Annotated in this window: 26 protein-coding genes; 14 read left to right on the plus strand and 12 right to left on the minus strand. The window is 43.9% G+C overall.

What is annotated here, in order from left to right; translation table 11 throughout:
- Positions 1 to 16 precede the first annotated feature (16 nt).
- Both AAGR14_RS20765 and AAGR14_RS20770 read left to right on the plus strand, forming a co-directional pair.
- Entirely contained in the window at positions 17 to 580 is a 564-nt protein-coding gene (locus tag AAGR14_RS20765) for a sigma-70 family RNA polymerase sigma factor (RefSeq protein ID WP_342646159.1), read from the plus strand.
- Between the two features lie 10 nt (positions 581 to 590).
- The gene (locus AAGR14_RS20770) at positions 591 to 980 is read left to right on the plus strand and encodes a hypothetical protein (RefSeq protein ID WP_342646160.1); all 390 of its coding nucleotides are present in this window, start codon (positions 591 to 593) and stop codon (positions 978 to 980) included.
- A gap of 99 nt (positions 981 to 1079) precedes the next feature.
- Here AAGR14_RS20770 and AAGR14_RS20775 read toward each other — a convergent pair whose 3' ends face one another.
- Positions 1080 to 2630 carry an FAD-dependent oxidoreductase gene (locus AAGR14_RS20775; protein WP_342646161.1) on the minus strand — a complete coding sequence of 517 codons (1551 nt, stop codon included), beginning with the start codon at positions 2628 to 2630 and terminating at the stop codon, positions 1080 to 1082.
- Between the two features lie 199 nt (positions 2631 to 2829).
- Here AAGR14_RS20775 and AAGR14_RS20780 point away from each other — a divergent pair, with 199 nt between their 5' ends.
- Entirely contained in the window at positions 2830 to 3390 is a 561-nt protein-coding gene (locus tag AAGR14_RS20780) for an RNA polymerase sigma factor (protein ID WP_342646162.1), read from the plus strand.
- Positions 3391 to 3399: 9 nt separating this feature from the next.
- Here the strand turns inward: AAGR14_RS20780 and AAGR14_RS20785 are convergent, their stop codons facing one another.
- The 5 genes from AAGR14_RS20785 to AAGR14_RS20805 all read right to left on the minus strand — a co-directional run bounded on the left by AAGR14_RS20785 (position 3400) and on the right by AAGR14_RS20805 (position 8031).
- Complete coding sequence (locus AAGR14_RS20785; RefSeq protein WP_342646163.1) at positions 3400 to 4023, minus strand: lysophospholipid acyltransferase family protein; 624 nt, start codon at positions 4021 to 4023, stop codon at positions 3400 to 3402.
- A complete protein-coding gene (locus AAGR14_RS20790) occupies positions 4020 to 4841 on the minus strand; it encodes an alpha/beta hydrolase (RefSeq protein WP_342646164.1) in 822 nt (273 codons plus the stop codon). Before AAGR14_RS20790 ends, AAGR14_RS20785 begins: the two co-directional genes overlap by 4 nt.
- A gap of 84 nt (positions 4842 to 4925) precedes the next feature.
- A complete protein-coding gene (crtD, locus tag AAGR14_RS20795) occupies positions 4926 to 6395 on the minus strand; it encodes a 1-hydroxycarotenoid 3,4-desaturase CrtD (RefSeq protein WP_342646165.1) in 1470 nt (489 codons plus the stop codon).
- A 99-nt stretch (positions 6396 to 6494) separates the two neighbouring features.
- Positions 6495 to 7055: a type 1 glutamine amidotransferase domain-containing protein gene (locus AAGR14_RS20800; protein WP_342646166.1), complete on the minus strand. Its 561-nt coding sequence runs from the start codon at positions 7053 to 7055 to the stop codon at positions 6495 to 6497.
- Positions 7056 to 7137: 82 nt separating this feature from the next.
- The gene (locus tag AAGR14_RS20805; protein ID WP_342646167.1) at positions 7138 to 8031 is read right to left on the minus strand and encodes a LysR substrate-binding domain-containing protein; all 894 of its coding nucleotides are present in this window, start codon (positions 8029 to 8031) and stop codon (positions 7138 to 7140) included.
- Between the two features lie 116 nt (positions 8032 to 8147).
- Here AAGR14_RS20805 and AAGR14_RS20810 point away from each other — a divergent pair, with 116 nt between their 5' ends.
- The 4 genes from AAGR14_RS20810 (at position 8148) to AAGR14_RS20825 (ending at position 11728) form a co-directional block, all read left to right on the plus strand.
- Positions 8148 to 9377, plus strand: a complete 1230-nt coding sequence (locus tag AAGR14_RS20810; RefSeq protein ID WP_342646168.1) for a glycosyltransferase family 87 protein — start codon at positions 8148 to 8150, stop codon at positions 9375 to 9377.
- Positions 9378 to 9441: 64 nt separating this feature from the next.
- Positions 9442 to 10203, plus strand: a complete 762-nt coding sequence (locus tag AAGR14_RS20815) for a peptidase (protein ID WP_342646169.1) — start codon at positions 9442 to 9444, stop codon at positions 10201 to 10203.
- A complete protein-coding gene (locus tag AAGR14_RS20820; RefSeq protein WP_342646170.1) occupies positions 10193 to 11035 on the plus strand; it encodes a transglutaminase family protein in 843 nt (280 codons plus the stop codon). The genes AAGR14_RS20815 and AAGR14_RS20820 overlap by 11 nt, the downstream gene beginning before the upstream one ends.
- A gap of 42 nt (positions 11036 to 11077) precedes the next feature.
- Complete coding sequence (locus AAGR14_RS20825) at positions 11078 to 11728, plus strand: DNA-3-methyladenine glycosylase 2 family protein (protein WP_342646171.1); 651 nt, start codon at positions 11078 to 11080, stop codon at positions 11726 to 11728.
- 1 nt (position 11729) lies between these two features.
- On the opposite strand, the gene cphA is transcribed toward AAGR14_RS20825, so the two are convergent.
- Complete coding sequence (gene cphA, locus AAGR14_RS20830) at positions 11730 to 14348, minus strand: cyanophycin synthetase (RefSeq protein ID WP_342646172.1); 2619 nt, start codon at positions 14346 to 14348, stop codon at positions 11730 to 11732.
- Positions 14349 to 14564: 216 nt separating this feature from the next.
- Between cphA and AAGR14_RS20835 the strand changes: the two genes are divergently transcribed.
- The gene (locus AAGR14_RS20835; protein ID WP_342646173.1) at positions 14565 to 15428 is read left to right on the plus strand and encodes a cyanophycinase; all 864 of its coding nucleotides are present in this window, start codon (positions 14565 to 14567) and stop codon (positions 15426 to 15428) included.
- Positions 15429 to 15503: 75 nt separating this feature from the next.
- Here the strand turns inward: AAGR14_RS20835 and AAGR14_RS20840 are convergent, their stop codons facing one another.
- Positions 15504 to 16622 carry a DUF4407 domain-containing protein gene (locus AAGR14_RS20840; RefSeq protein WP_342646174.1) on the minus strand — a complete coding sequence of 373 codons (1119 nt, stop codon included), beginning with the start codon at positions 16620 to 16622 and terminating at the stop codon, positions 15504 to 15506.
- Between the two features lie 129 nt (positions 16623 to 16751).
- On the opposite strand from AAGR14_RS20840, the gene AAGR14_RS20845 reads away from it, so the two are divergent.
- Positions 16752 to 17066, plus strand: a complete 315-nt coding sequence (locus tag AAGR14_RS20845) for a rhodanese-like domain-containing protein (protein WP_342646175.1) — start codon at positions 16752 to 16754, stop codon at positions 17064 to 17066.
- Positions 17067 to 17069: 3 nt separating this feature from the next.
- A complete protein-coding gene (locus tag AAGR14_RS20850; protein WP_342646176.1) occupies positions 17070 to 17264 on the plus strand; it encodes a DUF6358 family protein in 195 nt (64 codons plus the stop codon).
- Between the two features lie 38 nt (positions 17265 to 17302).
- Here AAGR14_RS20850 and AAGR14_RS20855 read toward each other — a convergent pair whose 3' ends face one another.
- Entirely contained in the window at positions 17303 to 18313 is a 1011-nt protein-coding gene (locus AAGR14_RS20855; protein WP_342646177.1) for a dipeptide epimerase, read from the minus strand.
- Between the two features lie 82 nt (positions 18314 to 18395).
- On the opposite strand from AAGR14_RS20855, the gene AAGR14_RS20860 reads away from it, so the two are divergent.
- On the plus strand, positions 18396 to 19385 hold the full coding sequence (locus tag AAGR14_RS20860) for a hypothetical protein (protein ID WP_342646178.1): 990 nt from the start codon (positions 18396 to 18398) through the stop codon (positions 19383 to 19385).
- Between the two features lie 103 nt (positions 19386 to 19488).
- Here the strand turns inward: AAGR14_RS20860 and AAGR14_RS20865 are convergent, their stop codons facing one another.
- The gene (locus AAGR14_RS20865) at positions 19489 to 20100 is read right to left on the minus strand and encodes a rhomboid family intramembrane serine protease (RefSeq protein WP_342646179.1); all 612 of its coding nucleotides are present in this window, start codon (positions 20098 to 20100) and stop codon (positions 19489 to 19491) included.
- Positions 20101 to 21849 carry a M14 family zinc carboxypeptidase gene (locus AAGR14_RS20870; protein WP_342646180.1) on the minus strand — a complete coding sequence of 583 codons (1749 nt, stop codon included), beginning with the start codon at positions 21847 to 21849 and terminating at the stop codon, positions 20101 to 20103.
- 123 nt (positions 21850 to 21972) lie between these two features.
- Here AAGR14_RS20870 and AAGR14_RS20875 point away from each other — a divergent pair, with 123 nt between their 5' ends.
- The 3 genes from AAGR14_RS20875 to AAGR14_RS20885 all read left to right on the plus strand — a co-directional run bounded on the left by AAGR14_RS20875 (position 21973) and on the right by AAGR14_RS20885 (position 24743).
- The gene (locus AAGR14_RS20875) at positions 21973 to 22761 is read left to right on the plus strand and encodes a DUF1835 domain-containing protein (protein WP_342646181.1); all 789 of its coding nucleotides are present in this window, start codon (positions 21973 to 21975) and stop codon (positions 22759 to 22761) included.
- Between the two features lie 51 nt (positions 22762 to 22812).
- A complete protein-coding gene (locus AAGR14_RS20880; protein ID WP_342646182.1) occupies positions 22813 to 24093 on the plus strand; it encodes a replication-associated recombination protein A in 1281 nt (426 codons plus the stop codon).
- Positions 24094 to 24248: 155 nt separating this feature from the next.
- On the plus strand, positions 24249 to 24743 hold the full coding sequence (locus AAGR14_RS20885; protein WP_342646183.1) for a GNAT family N-acetyltransferase: 495 nt from the start codon (positions 24249 to 24251) through the stop codon (positions 24741 to 24743).
- Positions 24744 to 24746: 3 nt separating this feature from the next.
- On the opposite strand, the gene AAGR14_RS20890 is transcribed toward AAGR14_RS20885, so the two are convergent.
- The gene (locus tag AAGR14_RS20890) at positions 24747 to 25256 is read right to left on the minus strand and encodes a GNAT family N-acetyltransferase (protein ID WP_342646184.1); all 510 of its coding nucleotides are present in this window, start codon (positions 25254 to 25256) and stop codon (positions 24747 to 24749) included.
- Positions 25257 to 25282: the final 26 nt, after the last annotated feature.

Raw genomic sequence — 25282 nt, forward strand, 5'->3', positions numbered from 1 at the left:
ATTGGTTTCCGCCTTAATGCCCGATAATAAAAGAAACTTAACCCTGCAAGCTATTAAAGATTATGGCAAGAGCTTGCTGTTGTTTATTAGGCGGCGGGTAAAAAACGATGCTGATGCCGAAGACATACTGCAGGATGTTTGGTACCAGTTGAGTATCGTAGTAAATGCCGCCCCCATTGAGCAAACCGGCGCATGGCTTTACCGCGTAGCGCGCAATAAAATTACCGACAAATACCGCAAGCGTACCGAGTGGCTACTGGACGATTTACTGCCTGAAGATAACGACGGAGAAGGCGAAACAGATTCGGGCTGGATGGATATGCTGATGAGTGAAAGCCAAACACCGGAGAGTGAATACATACGCAACCTGTTTTGGGAAGAGCTTTTTACCGCGTTAGACGAGTTACCCGCCGAACAAAAACAGGTGTTTATATGGCAGGAACTGGAGCATAAAACCTTTGACGAAATTGCGGACGAAACCGGAGTTAAGGTGCAAACGCTGGTATCGCGCAAGCGTTACGCGGTACTGCACTTGCGCAAAAGGCTCAAACAATTGTATGATGACATGAACGATTTTTAAAGAATTAAAAATGAAAAAAATATTTTATAAAGGACGGTTTGTATTTATCCCTTTAATGGCTGCAGCATTTTTATCGCTGATTAGCTTCATCGTGATGCAGCTTTGGAATAATTTGCTGCCCGAGATACTGCAGGTGCGGACTATTACTTTTTGGCAGGCCATGGGCTTGTTTGTGCTATGCAAAATTCTGTTTGGGTTTGGCAAGCCGGGCGGCTTTGGCAGGGGCGGGTTTGGGATGCGTGCTAAAATGGCCGAAAGGTTAGAGCAAATGAGCTCCGAAGAACGGGCACGTTTTCAAGAACAGTTTGGTGATCGCATGTGCCGCAAACGTGGCCGTTGGGGCCGTGCCGACTGGCCAGAAAATGAACTTAAAACTGAGGCTGATAAAAATGCACAGTAGTTTAAGACTGCTATATGCCAGTTGCAAGAAGCAGGTGTACAAACTGCTTACGACTTTGCCCTACTTTTCGCAACTGGCATTTAATGTGTTGAGCAGCGTTTAAGCCATTATTTTGGCAGCGGCAACAACGCAGTTAATCCCATCAATAGCGGCCGAGATGATACCCCCGGCATAACCGGCTCCCTCACCGCAGGGATATAAACCCTGTATTTGCGGATGCTGCAAGGTTTCGCGGTCGCGGGGTATTTTTACCGGCGATGAAGTGCGCGACTCTACACCTACCAATAAGGCTTCGTTAGTATAATACCCTTTCATTTTACGACCAAAGGCAGGTAATGCTTTCTGTAAACGCTTATGTATCCAGCTGGGCAGCACTTCTTTTAAATCGGTACTGGCAACGCCCGGCAAATAAGAGTTTTTAGGTATATCGGCAGATATGCGTCCTTCTACAAAATCAATCATACGCTGGCCCGGAGCCACCAGGTTACCGCCACCCGCAGCAAATGCCAACTGTTCAACCTGCTGCTGAAATTTTAACAATTTAAACGGATCGCTTTCATCACCCGCTACATCCTCCAAATTAATTTGCACTACGGTACCCGAGTTGGCGAAGGGGTTATTCCGTTTAGACGGACTCCAGCCGTTTACTACAATCTCGCCCGGCTCAGTTGAGCATGGGGCAATGATGCCGCCTGGGCACATGCAGAACGAAAATACCCCGCGGTCGTCTACCTGCTCCACCAAACTGTAATAAGATGGCGGCAGGTACGGGCCACGCACATCACAATGATATTGCGCTTTATCTATAATATGCTGCGGATGCTCGATGCGCACCCCTAAGGCAAAAGGCTTGGCTTCAATTAGAATATTCTGGCGCTGCAGCATTTCAAACACATCGCGGGCTGAGTGCCCGGTGGCTAAAATGACAGCCGCGCCATTAATGGTTTCGCCGGAGGCGGTTTTAACACCAGTGATTTTACCGAAGCTGATATTTAATTCGGTTACCTTGGTATCAAAAAGTATTTCGCCGCCTGCGTTTAAAATGGTTTCGCGCATGGCCGTGATAATTTGCGGCAATTTATTGGTACCGATGTGCGGCCGGGCATCTACCAAAATATCTTCGTCGGCACCATGCGCTACAAACATTTGCAGTACCTGGTTAACATCACCGCGCTTAGTAGACCGGGTGTACAATTTACCGTCGGAATAAGTACCGGCCCCGCCCTCGCCAAAACAGTAGTTTGACTCGGGATTTACCAACCCTTGCTTATTAATATTGGCTAAATCGCGGCGGCGCTGTTTTACATCCTTACCGCGCTCAATAATAATAGGTTTAAACCCCGACAGCACACACTGCAAAGCGGCAAAAATACCGGCCGGACCGGCACCCACAATAATAATGGGCTTTTTATCTTTTACGTTGGGATAATCAATGTTAAAATTAACTGGTGCTGCGAGTTCATCCACAAATACCTGTAAGTGCATACGGTAAACTACCTTGCGCCCACGGGCATCAATAGAACGTTTGCGGATTTTTATGGCCTGAATGCGTTTAAGCGGAAGCTTAAGCTGTTGAGCAGCCATTGCTTTTAAGGCTTCTTCATTTTCGTGTTCCTCGGGCAGGCACACTACTTCAATCTCTTTCATCATAACCGTAAGCCGGGTTTTTATCCCGGACGGTGCAAAGATAAACAATGTTATGGTGTCATTAAAACGTTCGGCCCTGTACGTTCAATGTTCGGTAACGAACACTTGCATATCACTTAAAATATTTAACAACTTGATTATCATTAATTTAAAAACATGGTGCCAAAGTTGGCATAAGCTTACCAACTTATAATATAAAGCCATGATTATTGAGAACAGCTTAAACAGGATATGGGAAGGATGCTTACAGCAAGACCGCAAATCACAAGAATCATTATATAAAGTTTTAGCTGCGCGTATGCTGGCCGCCTGCATGCGCTATGCTACCGACCGCGACGAGGCTGAAGACATTATGCAGGAAGGTTTTATTAAGGTTTTTACCTCGATGCATAAATACCGTAACGAAGGCAGCCTGGAAGGATGGATTCGCCGTATTATGGTACACACCGCCATATCTCGCTTTCGTAAACAAAAACCCATGTTATTAACCGATGCATTGCCCGAAGGTGTAACCTTAAATATGAGCTATACTGAGCAAGGCCTGGAAGCTAAAGAACTGCTGAACATGATTAGCGAACTGCCAAGCAACTACCGTAACGTATTTAACCTGTATGCTATTGAAGGTTACTCGCACCAGGAAATTGGCGAAACCCTGGGCATTACCGAACTGGTATCGCGCACAACTTTGCATCGTGCCAGAGGCGTGTTAAAAGAAAAACTTAACCGTATTAAAAGTTATGAATACCACTGCATGGCCAGCTAAAATATGCCGCTAATGTTCAACATGAATCTGGTTTTTCAGTGCTTGCTGATGACAATTATTGATATGTTGCACCAATTGCTCGAAAGGCTTTTCGCCAGCCGTGCCGCAATCAAATAAGTGAATAAAAGCCGATGGCTTTAAACTTTCAAAGTAATCAATCAGCGTGCAAGCATACACAATCTGGCAGGGGCCTTTAATATGTTTTATTAAACGCTCAATTCCTTTTTCGATGCCTACGCTTGTCGCATGATTAGAAATCAACTCCCCTTGTGGAAAAACCACCACTAAATTTTCGGGTGTGTTTAATAAATCAGCAGCATAGTGTAATGATTTCAGCATCTCCCGCGTCCCCTTTTCAATCGAGAAACCACCGAACAAATTAAACAGCATCCGCTTTTCGAGATGATCGTGCTGCATCATAATATACAGCTTACGCTTCAGGTGCCAATAGGCTAAATAGTTACCAAAAAAACCATCCCACCAACTAAAATGATTGCAAAGTAACAACACCGAATGCCCCGGTTTTGGCTCAAAAGGGGTAACTACAATGCGGTTAAATGCCTTGCGCATGCGGTAGCGCATATACTTGGCAAACCAGTTACTAAATAAATCGTTGCGGCGTGCGGGTATCATAGTTTACAGTTTACCAGGTATTCATCTAATTGCGGCGTAACCAGCCAATGCCCCTGCGGCACCTCGTGTACCTGCGGACTTTGAAGCTTACTTATAAAATTGGCGGCGGAGCTTACCGGGAATAGCATATCAAACTTACCGAACACAAGGTGGCATTTGATGTTATATTGATTAATTAAACCCGTTATTTTAACCACATCGGGCTGCAACTGTTTGATGTGATTTAAAGTGTAATACACATCCTGCCGCTTTTGCGGTGTGTCCATTTCACTGTAAGCTATCTTGTAAAGACTCTCGTCAATAAACTTTACCCGTTTTAAACCCTTCAGCACACCCGGAGCCAGCCATTTACTTTTGGTAACGGTTTTAAAAAGATACTTACCGGCCGGGTTATGCATTAAAAACCTAAAGCCTTTGTATACCGATAGTCCATCGGGTGCCATCAGGATAATTTCGTCAATCCACTCAGCAAATTCTTCAATTAATATCAAAGCTAGGTTGGCCCCAATCGAATAGCCCATCAAACTAATGCGCTGCAGACCGCCATGCTGGTTAAACCAGGCCTGCAAGTAAGCTCGCATCAACTCCCTGGGCATTCCGGATAATATCTGTTGCTCGGTCCAGCTATTTAACTGGGTTTGCCCATGAAAAAAATGGTCAAAACTGTACACCCGGTATTTGCTGAGTACTGATTTTTGTAACACCTCGAACTGCCGCCCCGTCATGCCATAACCATGAAAAGCCAGCATAGGCTTATTGCCGGTGCCATATTCGTGGTAATGAATTTGTCCTAATTCGGGTAGTTGTAAAAAAGCCATCAACTGGCAATTATAATGATTGCGTCCGACTTTTTATCTATTCGCAGCTTTTATTCGATTTATGTACCCGTCTGCAATAATGCCTTAAACCCAATCGCTAACAATTTTGGCCGACAACAACGCCAGCGGTATGCCGCCACCGGGGTGCACACTGCCTCCGCAAAAATACAGGTTCTTGATTTTAGCCGACCGGTTGGCATGGCGCAAAAAAGCCGCAAACTGGCTGTTTGAGCTGGTGCCATATAATGAGCCTTGATAAGATGATGTGCGGCTTTCTATACTCCGCGGGTCTAAAATACTTTCGTCAACAATCAGCGGGGCAATGTCTTGGCCCAACTGGTGCGAGAGCTTTTTGATAATGTTACGCCGGGCATCGGCAATCAGGCTTTCCCAGTCCTGTCCAGTGTTAGCCGGCACGTTAATCATCACGAACCAGTTTTCGCATCCGGATGGCGCATCACTGGTTTCGTATTTAGAACTGATATTGAGATACACCGTTGGGTCGTGGTAAATAGTTTTCTGTTTCCAGATGGCATTAAACTCCGCCTCATAATCGGCACTAAAAAGTATGTTGTGCAAATCAAGTTCCGCAAATTGTTTGCGGATACCCCAATAAAAAATCAAAGCTGAGCTGCTGCGCTCCTGGTTTAATATTTTTTCGGGAAAAAGATTGGGATGCTTGCTTAGCAGTTTGCGATAGGTAAACCAAACATCCATATTGGAGATTACTATATCAGCCGTCATAAACTTACCGGCAACTGTAATACCGGCAGCTTTGCGTTTCTCAAGCACAATCTCTTCTACAACTGCTCCAAAATTAAACTTCACGCCTAAATCCTGAGCTAATTTAACCAGGCTTGTGGTAATGCTGTACATGCCGCCCTCCGGAAAGTAAGCGCCAAAATATTGTTCTAAGTGAGGGATAACATTTAAAGTAGCAGGTGCCTGGTAAGGGTTAGACCCGTTGTAAGTGGCATAACGGTTAAAAAATTGCACCAGCCGTTTGTCTCCAAAAAAGCTTTCGTTGGCCTTGTTCATACTCCTGAAAGCATCAATCTGAAAAAATCGAAGTATCGACTTAACCGTATTCAAGCTTAAATAAGTTTTTAAGCGGTGCAACGATTGCTCCAGAAACACATGATTAGTGATTTCGTAAATGCGGCGACTATTTTGCGAATACTTTTGTAATGATGCGGCAGGCTCGCCGGTTTGTTTGTTTACTTCGTTAACCAGTTTGCCGGGGTCGGCATAAGCGTTGATGCGAGTACCGTCGTCAAAAAAATAACGACAAACGGTATCCAGTTTTTGGTATCTGAAATAGTCCGTCGGGTTTTTACCGGCCAATGTAAATAATTCATCTACATATTGAGGCATGGTAAACAAACTTGGGCCGGCATCAAAACGGTAACCTCCCTGTTCAAACTCGGATAATTTGCCACCCGCATAATGATTGGCTTCATATACTTCAACAGCGTAACCTTTAACAGCTAAGCGTATAGCCGTAGCTATTCCGGCTATACCGGCACCAATAATCAGGGCTTTTTGTTGAGGCATTGGGCAAATATAGATTACTGCGCAACAAAAAAGCAGAACCTATTGTAGTTCTGCTTTTTTGAAAAAATCCGTTTCAATATTAGTTTACACTAATTACCATTAGCTATGGGCAGCATCATGCACGCCTTCGCCAATTTCCTCAATTGTTTTTTTGTTAAACGCTTCCAAGTCGGCCGGTGTACGGCTGGTTACTAAGCCTTTATCGGTTACAACTTCTTCATCAACCCACTCGGCACCGGCATTTTTCAAATCGGTTTGCAGTGATGGGTATGATGTTAGCTTGCGCCCTTTTATCATGCCGGTTTCAATCAGCATTTGCGGACCGTGGCATATAGCTGCTACAGGTTTACTTTCGTCTAAAAACGCAGATACAAATGCCACTGCATCTTTATTTTGGCGTAATTTATCCGGGTTTAATACACCGCCGGGTAACACCAGGGCATCATAATCATCCGGGCTTACATCACTCAGCACTTTATCAACGTCTACTTCAATACCCCAATGGTCTTGGTCCCACGCCTTAATTTTTCCGCCTTTAGGCGATATAATGTGTACGGTGGCACCAGCGGCCAGCAAAGCCTCTTTCGGACTGGTTAACTCCACCTGCTCAAATCCCTCTTCAGTCAGGATAGCTACTTTACGGTTACTTAAATTTGCCATTTCTTTTGTCAATTTAATGATGCTCTTCTGCATCGTCCTTAATACTACATCAGGCAAAATGTAAAGTTTTCAGAAATTTAATTTAATGGTGTTGCAACGCGTAATTCATAAAATTGCTGGTTAACCCATAATCTTCGGTTCCTTTACGACGGATAAAATAAAAGTTACGGGTAATTTTTAGCCCTTCTATCGGAACCTCTACCAAATCACCTTCGGCCAGCTCGCGCACAATGGATGGGCGCGGCATAAAACCAAGACACTGGTCGGCCAGCAAAAAGTTTTTCAATGCTTCTGTTCCTCCCAATCTTATTTTTACCAAAAGTTCGGCAGGCTTAATATGATGATCGGCTAAAGCTTTCAACAATGCATTCAATGTTCCCGATCCGCGCTCGCGCAAGGCCAAGGGTGTTTTCAAAAACTGCTTTAAGGTTAATGATTTGCCCGAAAGCGGACTTTTAGCCGAACATACCGGTATTACCTCATCGCTCATAAAAGGCTGATAAGATACGTTGGTTAACTTATTATCTACCTCAATAATTCCGATATCTACCTCGTGATTTAATAAAGCGTTAAGTATATATTCTGAATTACGATTTACTAATTGCACCCCTACGCTGGCGTATTGCCGCTGAAAACCGGACAAAATAGGTGGTAATATATATAAAGCAATAGTAGTACTTGCTCCTAAGCGCAAATGCCCAGCAGCCTGGGCCTGGTTACTCAATACTGATAAATCATATTCGGCCTTGCGCTCAATCTCGGTAGCCTGCAACAAATACTCATTCAACTTTTTACCGGCTTCGGTTAAAATAATGCTGTTGCCCCGGCGTTCAAACAGGGGTAATTTATACTGGTCTTCAAGTGCTTTGATATGCTTGCTGATGGCCGGCTGGGTAATAAACAGCACCTGGGCTGCTTTTGAGAAACTCAAATTGGCAGCAACTTCTAAAAACACACGATGAGCAAAGGATATCATACAAACAGCAATGTTAAATCAAAATTATGTTATTTAAACCGTAACGCGTAGCAACAATCATACAAGGGCATAAACACCTTATAACTACCTTTGCCATACTTTTCCTTAAAACATTCATGCAGCTCCATAAACGCCACCTTACGCTACTGCTTGCAGTTATATCTGTCGCTTTTATATTTATATCATACCAGCGCGGTATGAAGGCCGATGTTGCCGGCGACTATTATATTTACTGGCAAACCGGCAAGCATTTTTTAAGTGGCGAAAAATTATACACACCAGGTTTAGTTGATGGTGGTTTTACCTACCCACCTTTCGCAGCTTTGTTTTTCAGCCTGTTTTCTGCTTTTCCGTTTCATATTTCGGCTTTTGTGTTTACTTACCTGGTTAATTACGGTTTGTGGATGGCATCAATTTTTCTGACTAAAAACATTTTTGAGCTATATTATCCTCAAAGCAATACCACCTGGCCTTTAATCTTAGCCTTTCTGTTTTCCATCGGTTTTTACTGGCACAATTACATATGGATGAATGCCAATTTACCGGTGTTGTGCTTAACGCTGCTGGGCATAAGGCATTATCAACAAAAAAAATTTGGCCTCAGTTATGTGTTTTTTATGGCCGGAACCTTTTTTAAAATTACTCCGGTACTGTTCCTGGCTTTTGCAGCCATTAAACGCGGGCCTAAAGACTGGCCTAAAATTATACTTATCGCCTTACCATTTATCATTATACCTGCCTTGTTAAGAGGTTGGCCCACCGGACTTAACGACTGGCAAGGTTACTACGCAGCTTTTGTTGCACCATTTTCGAAAGGACAGATTGACGAAAATATTATAAGTCTGGGTATACCGGCCCTGCTCGAAAAGCTGGATACCGGCAATGCAGCCGTCGGGTTGTCGCCTTTATTTCACTTATCGCCAAGCATTTTAAAAACTATTATTTTATACTTTCAGATAATTGTGATGGGGGCATTAACTGCCAAGTTTGTTTACGACCGGTATGTTAAAAAAGAAGAAGCATTTTCGGCGGCAGATTACAGCCTTATTTTTTTAGTTACACTTTTACTGCCCGGCCGGGTGTGGGCACACCACCACGTTTGTGCTATTTTTATTTACACCTATGTTTTCCATACCTTAATACACGAAAAGCGAACTGTGCTACTCGTTGTCACCTGCGTACTTTGCCTGCTTACCGATGTAATTTCGAAAGCCATTATTGGCCAAACGTTAACTGATGTCTTTAAATTTTACAGCTTCATCACAGTGGTGATGATTTGGATGTTCATCTTATGCATAACACTTAATATGCCTGGCAAACGCAAATATGCCTTAAGCGCTGTTTAAAATTGATTATAAAGTTTTGTAAATTATTCTATTTTGCAGCGCTGATTTATTGATTTGACCTGCTATGACGTATTGCCTGGGCATTAAAGTAAAAGAAGGACTGGTAGCCATTGCCGATACCCGCATTACATCGGGTACTGATGTAACTACTAAAAAGAAACTCACCACTGTACAAAAAGATAAGTGCTCGTTATTTATCATGACCAGCGGTTTACGCTCGGTACGCGATAAAGCCATTATTTATTTTGATGAACTGCTGGAAACTAACCTGGAGCAGTACAACAAACTATATAAGGTGGTTAATGCCTTTGGAGAACAAGTAAAGCGCGTTGCTGAAGAAGACCGAGAGCCTTTAGAAAAAGCCGGCTTTAAGTTTAACCTGAACACCATTATTGGCGGACAGATGAAAGACGATGAAGAACACAAGCTTTTTTTGCTATACCCCGAAGGTAACTGGGTAGAGTTAGGTAATGGTGCCCCATACGTCATCATTGGTAATGCAGCGCAAGGCAAAGCCATATTAAACCGTATTTTAAAAGGAGATACCAGCATGAAACTGGCGCTAAAAGCCGGCTTTCTGTCTTTTGACTCTACCCGCATCAGTGCGGTTGATGTAGGCTTTCCTATTGATGTGGCTTTGTATAAGAATGGCAGCTTTAATATGGTAGATTATCATTATGAAAGTACCGATCTGGAAAACGTATCGGCCCAATGGCACGAAGAGTTAAAAAAGGCGCTCAACAATACCTCAAACCAATGGATTGACAACGCGTTTAACCAATTGGAAAACAACACTATTAATAAAACCGACCCGCATGAAGTTTAAGGTTACCGGGCAATTGGGTTACGAAGTAACTGCGCCATCAACATTTATACTCAATATACATGCATTGCGCACCCCGGCCCAAGCCATCCTCGAAGAAACTTTTACGGTTGAACCTTATTTTAAAATTGAAGAGTTTTCGCACTATACCGAAAACCGTTTTATCAGGCTCGAAGTTACCGAGCCTACCATGTTAAACATAAGCTACAGTGCCCTGGTTGATACTTCTTTTAAGTTAACGCCGGCTGGCCAGCTTACGCAAGTTCCAATTGCAGATGCAGACCCCATGGTGCTGCCTTACATTTTTCCGAGCCGTTATTGCCAGTCGGACAAACTGTTTCGGTTTGCCAACAACAAGTTTGGTAAATTTAATAATGCATTTGAAAAAGTAGTAGCACTTACCCAATGGATACATGATAACGTAGAATACCTAAGCGGTTCTACCAACTCGCAAACTTCAGCATATGATACGGTTACCGAATTGGCCGGAGTTTGCCGCGATTTTGCGCACTTGGGTATTGCGCTTTGCCGGGCTTTAGATATACCAGCCCGCTACTTTACAGGCTACGCCTACCAGCTTAATCCACCCGATTTTCATGCTTGTTTTGAAGCTTATTTAGGAGGCAAATGGATTATTTTTGATGCTACCCAACTGGCGCCATTAAATGGCTTGGTAAAAATAGCTACCGGCCGCGATGCTGCCGATGCAGCTATTGCTTCTATTTTTGGCAACGTAAACTGCCTCTCGGTGTCATCCGCCTGCGAGCTGGCCGATCAGAATTTTGAGCCTGTTTTTTATGATAGTAATAATCCGGTAGGTTTAACTTACTTATAGCAACCTAATGGCTTTAACGCTGTTAATTGTTAAAACAGCACTTTGAGCCCGTCCGTATTTACACTCGATAACTATCACACCTTATGCGACCAGTTGGCGGCTCAGGATGCCGACCTGGCGGCCATTATCAGTCAATATGGATATCCGCCTTACTGGTCGAGGCCCAATACTTTCGAGTCGTTGGTACATATTATACTGGAGCAGCAGGTTTCGCTGGCATCGGCATTGTCGGCGCTCAACAAACTGAAAGAAAAGATACAGCAAATTACCCCGAGCAGGGTACTTTTACTAACCGACGAAGAACTTAAAGCCTGTTATTTCAGTCGGCAAAAAACCGCTTATATACGTTACCTGGCCGAAGCATTGCTCAGTAAACAGCTTGATTTACATGAGTTGGTGCAGTTGAGTGATGATGAAGTACGCACCCGGTTAACTGCTTTAAAAGGTATCGGCAACTGGACAGTAGATATTTACCTGCTGATGATTTTACACCGGACTAATATATTTCCGGTAGGAGATTTAGCTATTATCAATGCAGTAAAAAAACTAAAACATTTACCTGTCGCAACGCCCAAAGAAGAAATTTTAGTATTAGCCAATGCATGGCAGCCCTACCGCAGTATAGCTGCCATGCTGTTATGGCATTTTTATTTGAGCAAGCCTGCTTCAAACCCTAAAAAGCAGATGCTGTAACTTATTGTGCGCTTCGCTCTTTTTCCTGGTATGCCTGTACAATATCAATGGCGCCATGTACGGCATCACTTAAAACTGTAATAAAAGCGCCAGGTTTGGCTAAATTAATAGCATAGCTAATAGAGTCAGTTTTATCGTCTAACACGTTAATCGGTATATCCGGGTTAACCTCTTTAATTCCTTCTTCCAGTAAGCCTAAAATATTTTCGCGGGTACGGCCACGAAGATGGCTTTCCTGCCGCATTAAAATATGATCGAACATACTACCGGCAATACGGCCTAATTCGCGTATATCTTCGTCGCGGCGATCTCCTGTACCGGCTATTAAGCCAATTTTTTGAGGTGAGTCAATACTGGTCAAAAACGTTTTGATACCCTGATAACCGGCGGGGTTATGGGCAAAATCAACCATAAACCTAAACTCTTTAAAGTTAAAGATATTCATGCGACCCGGCGTTTGCGATGCCGAAGGCACAAACGTATGCAATGAGTTTTTGATATCCTCCGTTTTAAACCCGTAAAGGTAGGTTGCCAGCGTAGCCGCCATCACGTTCTCAATCATGAAAGGCACGGTACCATTAAATGTTACCGGAATTTCAGAAACACGTTGTACGCGAATTTTCCAATCACCTTTTTTAATGGTGATAAACCCGTTTTCGTAGATACAGGCAACACCGCCTTTGTGGCAATGCGACTTAATTACCGGATTGTTTTCGTTTAAACTAAAGTAGGCAACATGACATTTAGCTTTGCGACCAATGCGCACGCAATATTCATTATCGGCGTTAAGCACGCCCCAACCGTCTTCTTTTACAGCATCAATCACCACACTTTTTACCTTCATCAGGTCTTCTAAAGTATGAATATCGGATATACCGAGGTGATCTTCCTGAATATTGGTGATTACCCCTACATCACAGCGACCATAACCCAGGCCCGAACGCAGTATGCCGCCACGGGCACTTTCTAGAACGGCAAAATCAACGGTAGGGTCTTTTAAGATGAACTCCGTGCTTTGCGGGCCGGTAGTATCACCTTTAACCAGCATCGTGTTTTGCACATAAATGCCATCTGATGTGGTGAAGCCTACCCGGTAACCATTATTTTTCACAATGTGGGCTATCAAGCGGGTAGTGGTGGTTTTACCGTTAGTGCCGGTAGTGGCAATAATAGGTATACGGGCCGATTTACCCTGCGGATAAAGCATGTCTACCACATGGCCCGCCACGTTGCGCGGCAAACCTTCACTTGGCGCAATATGCATCCTGAAACCTGGTGCCGCATTTACTTCCAAAACCACACCTCCGTTTTCAGTTAAAGGTACGGTCAGATTTTCGGCCATGATGTCAATGCCGCAAATATCCAGGCCTATTACCCGGGCTATACGCTCGCAAAAGAAAATATTTTGCGGGTGTACCTGGTCGGTCACATCTACAGATGTACCGCCTGTACTTAAGTTAGCTGTAGATTTTAAATAAACCACTTCGCCGGCCGGTGGTACGGTATCTAAAGTATAACCTTTCTTGGTCAGCAAATCCATCGTATCTCTGTCAACTGAGATATGAGTCAGCACGTTTTCGTGCCCGTAACCACGGCGCGGGTCGTTGTTTTCCACGTCGATAAGTTGCTGCACGGTTAGCTCGCCGTTGCCGGTTACGTGTGCAGGTACCCGCAGTGCGGCGGCTACCATTTTATTATCAATCACCAGCACCCGAAAGTCATAACCGGTAATAAATTTTTCTACAATTACTTTGCGCGATATACGGGCGGCGTGCTCAAACGCAGCAACGGCACCTTCTTCTGTTTTTACGTTGATGCTTGCTCCGCGGCCATGGTTACCATCCAATGGTTTAAATACCAAAGGGAAACCAATTTTCCGTATAGCCTCTTTTACCTCCTCTTTGCGGGTAATAGTCATACCTGCGGCTACGGGTATAGCCTGCTCCTGCAATATGCGCTTGGTTTCTTCTTTGTTACTAGCCAAGTCAACAGCTATGCTGCTGGTGTGTTCGGTCATGGTGGCGCGTATGCGTACCTGGTTTTTACCATAACCCAACTGTACCAGCGATTGATTATTTAACCTGATCCACGGGATGTCGCGCGAAATGGCTTCTTCCACTATCGAGCCGGTGCTTGGTCCTAAGCGGGTGTTTTCGCGAATCTCGCGCATTTTCTGGATGTCGGTTTCCAGGGTATACTCTTCACCTTTAATCAGGGCTTCAGCAATGCGTACTGAAGCTTCGGCAGCGTAAACACCAACTTTTTCTTCAAGATAATTGAATACTACATTATAGGTACCGGGTGTTTTGGTTTCGCGCGTGCGGCCAAAACCAGTATTCATGCCTGCTAATGTTTGTATTTCAAGTGCAATATGTTCTACCACATGCCCCATCCAGGTACCTTGCTCCACACGAATAAAAAAGCCCCCGGGTATTCCCGGCGAACAGCGGTGCGTCTGTAAACTTGGTATCAATGCCTTCAGACGCTCCAAAAAACCATCAATGGTATTGGTGGGGCGGTTCTCCAATTCTTCGAGATTAAGCCGCATCTGGATTAATTTTTTCCGGCTTATACTCCAGATATTAGGGCCGCGCAGCACCTGAATCTTTTCTATTTTCATGCGTTAGATAGTAGTTATGGCAAGGTAAATGTAAGGATTGTCTATAAATTTAACGCTTGTAACAATTCAATGCAATTTTTGATGCTATAAAGCGATTTTATTTTATAATAAATACAGTTTTACTGCATTTTTCTATTAATTTGTAAATATTGACTATTTAAGATACAGATGATTGTTCCGAAAGGTAAATTGATAATAATAGGTGGAGCTGTTGATATGGGTACGAATATAAGTGCCGAAGAGCATATTTTACAGCCCGATTATATCAAATTTTTTGAGCGGGGAATACTCCGTCGCATGATTAACGAATCAGCTAAACAACTGGGCTCTAAAATAGAAGTGATTACTACCGCTTCGCAAATTCCGGAACTGGTGGGTCAGGAGTACATCAAAGCTTTTAATCAATTGGAGATTGAAAATGTAAATGTAATTGACATCCGCAACCGGGAAGACGCCAGCAACCCAGTTTATCTGGAACGTATACGCCAGGCCGACATTGTGATGTTTAGCGGCGGCGACCAGCTGCGCTTGAGCTCTATATTCGGCGGCACCGAGTTTTTACAAATCTTAAAAAGAAGATACCAAAACGAGCATTTTATTATAGCCGGTACATCGGCAGGTGCTGCTGCTGCATCTACCAATATGATTTACCGGGGGCAGAGCAACGAAGCACTTGTTAAAGGCGAGGTGCAGATTACCGCCGGATTGGGTTTTATTGACTCCGTTATTATTGATACCCACTTTGTACAACGGGGGCGTATTGGCCGTTTGTTTTATGCCGTAGCCAGCAACCCCGGCATTTTAGGTATTGGCTTAGGCGAAGATGCCGGGTTATTAATTACTGAAGGATGCATGATGGAAGCCATTGGCTCGGGCCTGACTATTGTAGTTGACGGCAAAGGCATGTCGGCCACTAATATTTATGATGTGGAAATGGGAGCCCCGGTATCTATTGAGGGCTTAAAGGTGCACGTGATTTCTATTTTTGATAAATATGACCTGGCACAGCATCGCCTGATTATGAAAAAGAAAACCAAGGTTGAAGAGGGCGTGTACTTACAAGTGCCCGACCGGGATTAAACTTATACCCAATAAAAGCGAAAGGGCTGCCATGAAAAATGGCAGCCCTTTCGCTTTTATTAACAGGCTATAGCGTCACTCATAACTATGCTGCTCAAAATCATAGTCTGATTGATTGGTGATAATTTTCTTTTTTCTTTCAATATCTGCCCCTACCTGGTGGTCAAATAAGTTGTCGGTTACAATCACCTCTTTATCTTTATCCCGGTCGGCATAATGAATGTTGGCCTCAGCAATTTTTGCTACGGCTACATCATAAGGCCCCTTAGGCGACATCAGCTTTACAAATACCGGCAAACACTCAAATAAGATAAACAAGTAGCCTATAAAAGACTGCGCCATATAGGTGTCTAAATCCTTGCTGCCATCCTCTCTAAAAGCCAGTTGCCCCAAAGCCCAGTTACGGTCAGAAAACCCAGCTACGTTAGCCAAACTATCTAACTGCACATTACTGAACAAACGGGTACTGTTCAAGCCTTCGTAATCTTTGCGCTGACCCAGATACTGCTCCAGGCGGTCTAACTCTTCGGTTACGGTTTTGAGGCGGTTTTGCTTTTCTGTCAAAATACCTTCTTTTTGCTTGGCATATGTGCCGTAACCTATAATGCCTGAAGTTTGGTCGTTCTTATCACCAAAAACTTCCTGATTTAGTTGTACACGCGAACGGTTAATATCGCGCTCTAAAGAGTCTTTTTCTTTTTTAAGCTCGGTACTCTTTCCCATTTCCATGGCATACTTCTGCTTGTAAGTTTTTTGCAGCGTATCAATTTTACGGGTTTGCCCTTTCAAATAAGCCCCTTTTAGTTTATTCCGAATTTCTTTGTCAAATATCTTGAGCTCCAGCGGACGCGATATTACAATACCGATCATGATGGCCAACAGTATACGTGGCGTAGCCTGCAGTATCTGCATGTTAATACTACCCTGTTTATTAATACTGGCTACAATGTAACGGTCCATATTAAAAATGGCCAGCCCCCAAATAATACCGAATAACAAAGCAAAAACAGGTGCTAAAACATTACCGCTAAACACAAAGTACATGGCGTACCCGCCCGACATACAGGCAAATAAAGCAGTAAAAAATATAGTGGCCCCAATACCTACATACTTATTATGCTCAATGGGGTACTTTTTTAAGGTTTCAATGTGCGCTCCCGAACAGAACCAAAAAAAGCGTGTAACTTTTTTCATCAACACTAATCTACAAATAAAATTTTCTAACCTGTAAGTAAAACGCCGTCAAATGCTGATTGTTACAAAATGCAGACGGAATATTTATAGATTAAAAGCCTACCTTTGAACGTTATCATTTAAAGCATTATGAAAGAAATAACTGTTGAAGAGCTGAAAAGAATGAAAGAAAACGGTGAGGATTTTCAGCTGATTGATGTGCGCGAAGACTTTGAGTATCAGATGTCGAATCTGGAAGGCGAAAATATTCCGTTAGGCGGCGTTTTAATTGAAACTGATAAAATCAGTAAAGACAAACCTGTAGTGGTGATGTGCCGCAGCGGCAAACGCAGTGCCATGGCCATTATGCAGTTAGAGCAGCAAGGCTTTACCAATCTTTACAACCTGCAGGGTGGTATATTAGCCTGGGCCAGCGAGATTGATCCGAACATTAGCGTATACTAACTGATGGGTTCTAAACTATTTCTGAGTGTTGTATACAACATAGGTATTTTTGTATGTCTGTATATTGTGTACTGGGGCTATTCGCATAAACAATATGCATCTTTGATAGGTGCGCTGTTTGTGGCAGTAATGTTTATTATCCTCAAAATAAGACTGCTTAAACAGGTGAGGGCTACCGAACGCCCTGTAAAAGAATAGCAAAACGCCATGTCTTTTTAGTAATGTTTGGGATGATGTTATTGAACTAATCCCAAACCTGTACTATTCGTCAGCACCCATTTACCCTCTTCTAACTGCGGCATAGTAAAAGGGTTGTTGCTGATGAGCAGTGGCCCATCTAAATCGGCCCAATTACATTGCGGGGCCAGGGCGGCGGCGGCTAAGGTGGCGCAACTGGTTTCGCTCATGCAGCCCATCAATATTTTCATACCCAGTACACGGGCCCGGTCAATCATCTGTTTGGCCTCAAACATTCCGGCCGATTTCATGAGCTTAATGTTAATACCATGATATACGCCATGTGCTTTGTCAATATCGCTCAGGCGCTGTACCGACTCATCACCCAATATAGGAACAGGACTGCGTTCTGTAAGCCAGGCATTACTATCAGGGTCTGTTTTAAGCATGGGCTGCTCAATCAGTTGTACACCCTGCTCTTGCAGCCAGTAAACCAAATCCAGGCTGGCTTCACGATCCGTCCAGCCTTGGTTAGCATCCACATATAAAGGAACGTCGGTAACCGAACGCACTATTTCAATCAGCTGCTTATCATCAGTGCTTCCTAACTTCACCTTTATAGCTTTATAACCGGCAGCTTCTTCTACCTTTTGCCTAAATATTTCCGGCGTATCTATGCCGATAGTATAGCTGGTTATCGGCATATTTTCGGGCTGGCTTCCCAACAATTGCCAGCAGGGCTGGTTTAGCAATTTGCCTTCCAGATCATGCAGGGCAATATCAATAGCAGCTTTTACGGCTGGGTTGCCCGGCTCGATGGCATCCAGGTAGTTAATGATTACTGCATAGTCAAAAGGCAATTTAAACTGGCTAACGTCTACTCTGTTTAAAAATGCGGCAGCACTTTGTAAGCTTTCGCCCATATATGGCACCATCGAGGCCTCACCATAGCCCACCTGCCCATCATGCTCTAATTGCAGTAGCATCAAAGGCGTTGAGGTACGCGAAAACTTAGCAATGGTAAAACGATGCTTTAAGTGCAGTTCGAAAGGGGCAAACGTTAACTTCATAATAAAATTTAAAGCTAACGAAATTACTTGTGAATGATGCTACGCACTGTGTAGCTTGTGCCGGGTTTGTATCTTTGCCCTCATGCCGGCAACTATTTACAACCCGTTTACCCGATATAACTTTAGCAACCGCAACTGCTTTTTAACCGGGCAGCCTCTGCAAAGTGAAGAAGAAAAAATACAGGTTTTTCCGGCCTGGCTAATGAGCCGCTATAACCTTGAAGATAAAGCCATTAAATTGCTCGACGAAAGCTATACCGGCTATAAAGATTTAAAACTGCCTTGCCTGGCCAGTATTAACGACCAGTACATTACACCGCTGGAAACCGAGATAGAGGCCGCTTTTACCCAAGGCTATGATGCGGTGAAAGCATTGGAGCCGTTAAAGCTGTTTCAGTGGGCGGGTAAATTATTGTACGGTATTATTTTTAACGAGATGCAGGCCGGCATCAGGCAGCAGCATGCCCAAGGCGATGCATTCCACTTGTCGCAGGCATTGGGGCATAAGTTTGGCAACTTGCTGATGATGTTGCAAAGCATCAATTTGCCTATTGTTTTTGATGAGTTCGAACCATTCAGCCTGTTTCTGTTCAGGGTAAACAATGCCGAAAATGAGTTTGGCTACCGCGATGAAATTAACACCCTGACGTTTTCGCTCCGCATCAATGATTTTGGGTTGATTATCTGTTTGCAGGATAATGGTTCCAACTTGCGTTACCACCAGGAAATGTATGATCAGCTTAAAAACGACACGCTGCACCCCATACAGTTTGAAGAATTTAATGCCCGGGTATTTTATTCGGCCTTTTTATTCAACCGTTTGCCCGAATATGATGTACTGCCGGTAGGCAATGATATTTTTATAGAGGCTGCCCCTTTACGCGGCACCAGCAGCCGCCCAATGTTTGATGAATGGACTAACAAAACCTATGGCCAGGTGCTGGAAAGCTTTTGGAAAAAATGGGGATTTTTACTTTTAGAAATCATCAAGAACCCGGAACATCCCAAAAGCTTTTTGTTTACGCCTGATGGATACAAAATTGGTGCGGAAGCGGTGGAATTGCCGTTGTGAGTTTTTAGAATATAGAGTCAAGAGTACAGAGTTTTCATTTAGTATTTGGAATTCGAAATAAAAAGATAAAGGCGCTAATTTTAGGATTAGCGCCTTTATCTTTTTATAAACCTAATTGGTTTATAAATATCTTTATTACATCGTGATTTAGTAAGATGGTAATCATCACGCCGCTGATGGCACCAAAAAAGTGAGCATCGTGGTTAATAGAATCGCGTGACTGTTTAGAAGCATAAGCACAATACACCAGGTACACTACGCCATACAATAAAGCGGGTATTGGAATAGGTAACGGAAAGATAATCATCCGTGCCATTGGATTAAAAAGGATAAAACTAAACACTACAGCACTGATAGCGCCAGATGCCCCTAAACTATAATACCAGTAATCTTCTTTGTGCTTGCTTACCGACGGCAAGTCGCTCAAAACTAAGCTGGCCATATACAATAGAGCAAACTGCCAGTGACCTAAGATAGCCTCGAGCTGAAAAGCAAAAAAGTAAAACGACAGCATGTTAAACAGCAAGTGCGACCAGTCGCGGTGAATAAAACCGCTGGTAATCACCGTCCACAGCTTTTGGCCGCGGGCTACGCTGTAAGGATGAAGCATAAACTCGCCATACATCTTCTCGTTATAAAAAGCCATTAACGACAAGATAATATTAAGCGCAAAAAGAGCTGAGGCCACCGGTGCCAGGACTAAATATTGTTCCATTTATTGTAAGTCAAGTTGGGTATTGGTAAGCAGTCGCCCTACCGGGTAACGCATATAGGTATTTTCGTAAAAAGGTGAATTGCGGTAAATATACTCCAGTTGTGCAGGCCCGCTTTGTGCCAGCTGCGGAGTTTTTGTTTTCTCTTCGTCCAGTTGCTTTTGCAGTTCCGGGTGCTTTTTAAGGTAATCAAAAGCAATATCCTCAAAAACGTAATCAGAGTAGTGCTCCTTTTGGTTAAGCATCGAATCAAAAAAGCCCCAGGCAAAAAATGAATCTACGCCCTGCGGCTCCAGTGTTTCTACAATATAGCGGTTAATGGCCTGGTTGGTGTAAACTACGTAATCGCCCTCATAAAACTTAACCCGGTTATTGTTAACGGTATTCAGCTTTACGCTGTTGTGCAGGTAATGCCCCTCATAAGGCCGGGTACCGGTTTTATAATCGGCGATGTAATAAGTTTGCAACGTTAGCGTGGTATCATGTTTTAACCGGCGCATAGCTACCTTGTTCAGCTTAAACAAATCAATAATTTTGCCCCAGGCCTGCGGAATTATATAGGCTACCGGCTTATCGGCCGTTAAGGTTGGCTTATAAGTATTGTAATATTTAATTTCTTTGGTGTAAGGCTTGCTCCGGTCATAGTACAAGCGGTTAAACCCGCTGATGTCGCTGGGTTTGTAACCGGCCTGGTAGCCTTTAAAAGGTATCATCTCAAACTGCTGCTCGTCTAAATCCCAGTTGAGCGCAAAAGTTTTTTGTTGCTTTACCTGCTCATCCGCGCGTTGCTTAAGCTCGCCTATTTGCCCGGCATCACGCTGGCAAACGTCAATCAGGTGCTGCATAAAGTCGTAGGTGGCATACACCTTTTTATCGTACGGTTTTAGCATATGCGTTTCGGTAACGTAACTGATAATGTTATGCTGCACCGTATAACCGGTAGAAAAACGCGGCGTTTCTAAAAAAGCCACGATGCCTGAGTCGGGCGTGCGCTTTATACTTTCTACGTACGGAATCATTTCGTACCCGCTTTTGGCCATGCGTTTATATAATTCCGGCGACAGTGTTTTAGCGGTGTATTCGGCTAGCAAGGGCTGTTGCTTATCTTTTTGGGTTTCAATCAGCGTCATCACGTACTGGTAATCGGCACCGTTACTGGCATGGTTATCTAAAAACACCTCCGGCTGCCAGGTATTCAGTATCTGCATAAAAGCCATTGCATTGCGGCTATCAGCTTTGATAAAATCGCGGTTTAAATCCAGATTGCGGTAATTTCCCCTGAAGCCATAGGCACGCGGTCCGTTTTGACTAATACGCGAAACCCCACGATTTAAACTGCCATCAATATTGTATAAAGCAATAAAGCAAACCACCAAATTAGTAGGTAGTTTCTTTTTTTGCAGCAAGTCGCGCACCAGCATCATGCTCGCATCAATACCTTCCGGCTCGCCGGGGTGTATGCCGTTGTTAATTAAAATTACCCGTTTGTTTTGCTGTTTAATTTTTGCCGGATCAAAAACGCCGCTTTTTGATACTACCACCAGCGTCAGCGGTTTGCCAATATCGGTACTGCCGTAATTAAACAGTTTTACCTGTTGCGGGTACTGTTTAACCAGTTTAGGGTAATAGGCCATTACCTCAGCATAGGTAGCCGTATAGTTTTTATCTTTACTTAGTTCGAAAGGGGTAAGCTGGGCTTGCAACCGCCCCGCAAAAAGGCTTAAACCTATAAGCAGCAGCATTTTTTTCATAGCATGGCAAATGTAAGTTTTTGTTGATGACTTGCATGTTTTACATCGCGCCGGAGCAAAAAACTATAAAAAAAGGCAAACAAGTATAAACCAAATTATCTTGCCTTATCAGCAAATAATACGATGAACCAACTGCATATATTGAACGGCGACGCTACCTACGAAAAATTTATACAAACCGGCTTGGACGGGGATATACTGGTTTGGCGCGAGGTATTCTCCGAAGGCCCGCTTTCGCCAGTGATAGATGCGGCCTTTTGGCAGCAACGTGCCCAGTGGATAGCCGATACTTTTGAGGATGCCCCAGCCAGCTACCAGGATATGGTAATTTCAGAACTGGAAAAGCTCAGCCGCCCTTACGAAGATATTACGCTGTGGTTTGATTTTGACCTGCATTGCAAGGTAAACCAATTAGGCGTAATGCAGCTATTGCAGCAACAAGCCGACCTATCCGGCCCCAACATATACCTGGTGAGCCCTGACGGCTATCCGGGCGTGGAAAATTTTAGGGGAATGGGACAACTGTCGCCTGAGCAACTGGAAGACCTGTACGATAACCGCCTGCATTTAACCGATTATGATTTTACCCTGGCTAAAGAGGCCTGGCAAAAATATAATCTTTTTGATGCGCAGGCTTTACAGGAGTGGCTAAACAGTGTTCCCTTTTGGGGAAGCCTGCATCATTTAAAAACAGCGTTGACGGCACAAGTCAAACGCCTGCAAACCGACCACCAGGGGCTAACCTATATTGCACAAATTTTGCTCAATTTATATGAGCATGGAGCTACCAGTCGCGATAAACTATTCGAGGCATTTTGGAACCAGCATGCTATTTATGGCATGGGCGATGCAGAGTTGGACATTTATTTAAAACAACTGCAAAGCCGCGGACTGGTTAACCTTAAAGATTAAGCACCTTGCTGCCATTAGGATTTAGTTTCAACTTTTATCAATTTTGCCTGCATGAATAACCTGCCGCCGTTAGCCGAGCGTATGCGCCCCAAAACGCTTAATGATTATGTAGGGCAACAGCATTTGGTTGGGCCAGGGGCGGTATTGCGCAAAGCCATTGAGTCGGGCAACCTGCCGTCGATGATATTTTGGGGGCCGCCGGGCGTGGGTAAGACTACGCTGGCTTATATTATTTCGCAAAGCTTATCGCGGCCGTTTTTTGCGTTAAGTGCCATCAATTCGGGCGTAAAAGATGTACGGGAGGTGATTGAAAAGGCTGCCTTACTTAAAAAAGGCGGACAAACCCTGCCGGTGTTGTTTATTGATGAAATTCACCGTTTTTCTAAATCGCAGCAAGACTCATTACTGGGTGCGGTAGAACGCGGCATTGTTACCCTGATTGGCGCCACTACCGAAAACCCCTCGTTCGAGGTAATTTCGGCTTTACTATCCCGCTGCCAGGTGTATATTTTGCAGCATCTGCACGAAGACGACCTGATTAGCCTGCTCAACAAAGCTATGCAGCAAGACGAGGTGCTTCAACAAAAAAATATTACCATCCATGAGCATGAAGCTTTGCTGCGCCTATCGGGCGGAGATGCGCGTAAGCTGCTCAATATTTTTGAACTGTTGATTAATGCTATTGATGCACCTAAGATTGTAGTGACCAACCAGGCCGTCTTGGATAATGTGCAGCAAAATATGGCCTTGTATGATAAGGCCGGCGAGCAGCACTATGATATAATTTCGGCCTTCATTAAATCTATGCGTGGCAGCGACCCTAACGGCGCTGTGTATTGGCTGGCCCGGATGCTGGTGGGTGGCGAAGACCCTTCGTTTATAGCACGCCGTATGCTTATCCTGGCCTCAGAAGATATTGGCAATGCAAACCCCAATGCTTTGCTGCTGGCACAAAGTTGTTTTGAGGCAGTGAATGTGATTGGTATGCCCGAGGCACGTATTATCTTATCGCAAACTGCTGTTTTTTTAGCTACGTCGGCTAAAAGCAATGCCAGCTATATGGCCATTGGCGAGGCTATGTCGCTGGTAAAACAAACCGGTGACCTGCCCGTGCCGTTACACTTGCGCAACGCTCCTACCAAACTCATGAAAAATATTGGCTACGGTAAGGATTATAAGTATGCCCATAGCTACGAAGGCAACTTTACCGACCAGGATTTTTTACCTGATGCTATTAAAGGCACCAAACTTTACGACCCGGGCAATAATGCCCGCGAAAACGAAGCCCGCGAAAAGCTCCGCAAGCTTTGGGGCAACCGGTATAAATATTAATTGCTTTAACCGCTATTTGGACCGGCTTTTGACATTTGATAATAAATTAACAAATAAGCAGATTAAACCGTTTACGCCAATACTTTTCTAATTACTTGTTATTATTTGGCCAGTAATCTGCCTGGTTATTATTTATCTAAATAAATTTAGAATGTATGTTTACGATTAGAAAAGCCACACCGGCGGATGCCGACCAGATTATAAAAATTGCTCATCAAACCTGGTGGCCTACTTACAGTCAAATTTTATCTACTGAGCAAATCTCTTATATGCTGTCGGCCATTTACCTGTCGGACAAAGTTGCCGACCAGATTGCTACCCAAAGCCAGATCTATTTGGTTTTAGAAGAAGACGAACAGCCAGTAGCGTTTGCCTCCTATTCCGTTCGTGAAGATGACGCGGAGGTTTACAAATTACAAAAACTCTACTGCCATCCCAGCACCCAGGGTAAAGGCTACGGCAAGGCCTTGATTGATTATGTTGTTGATGTTGTACAGCAAGCCAGTAAAAAAACACTCGAACTGAACGTTAACCGAGGTAACAACGCCAAAACTTTTTACGAGAAAATGGGATTTGAAGTGGCTTATGAAGAAGATATCCCGATTGGGCCTTACTGGATGAACGACTATGTGATGCGTAAACTGTTGTGATGGCTAAGCATCCCTGATAAATAGAAGCAGCTCCGTTTGCTCATCAGGATTTACGGTTCCGTCACGATAAAAACCCATCTTATCAAGCAAGGCAACAGACCGCTGGTTGCCGGCTGCCGTAATAGCCGCAATATGTTTTTGCTGTAGATGCCCGAAGGCATGTTGTATGGTGGCCGTTGCAATTTCGTACCCATAGCCCAGGCCTTCGTATTCGGGCAGTAATGCATAGCCTATATCCAAATACTCTAAATATGGCCGCTTCAATAATCCGCACATGCCTATGGGAGTCTGGCTATCTTTCAGTTCTACCAGGTAAAGCCCAAACCCGCTTACTACGTAGCTTAACAAAGGGCCTTGCAATAAGTAACTTTGTGCATCGGCTACTGTTTTAATATTACGGTCGCCAATGTATTGCAGCCATGTGGGGCTATTTAGCAGCTCTACTATAAACGGGGCATCGGCCATCATAAAATGGCGCAGTGTAAGCCTTTCCGTTTGCAGCACAATCGTCATATCGCAATTAATGGATTAAAGGCAAA

The organism is Mucilaginibacter sp. CSA2-8R, from assembly GCF_038806765.1.
Classification (GTDB): domain Bacteria; phylum Bacteroidota; class Bacteroidia; order Sphingobacteriales; family Sphingobacteriaceae; genus Mucilaginibacter.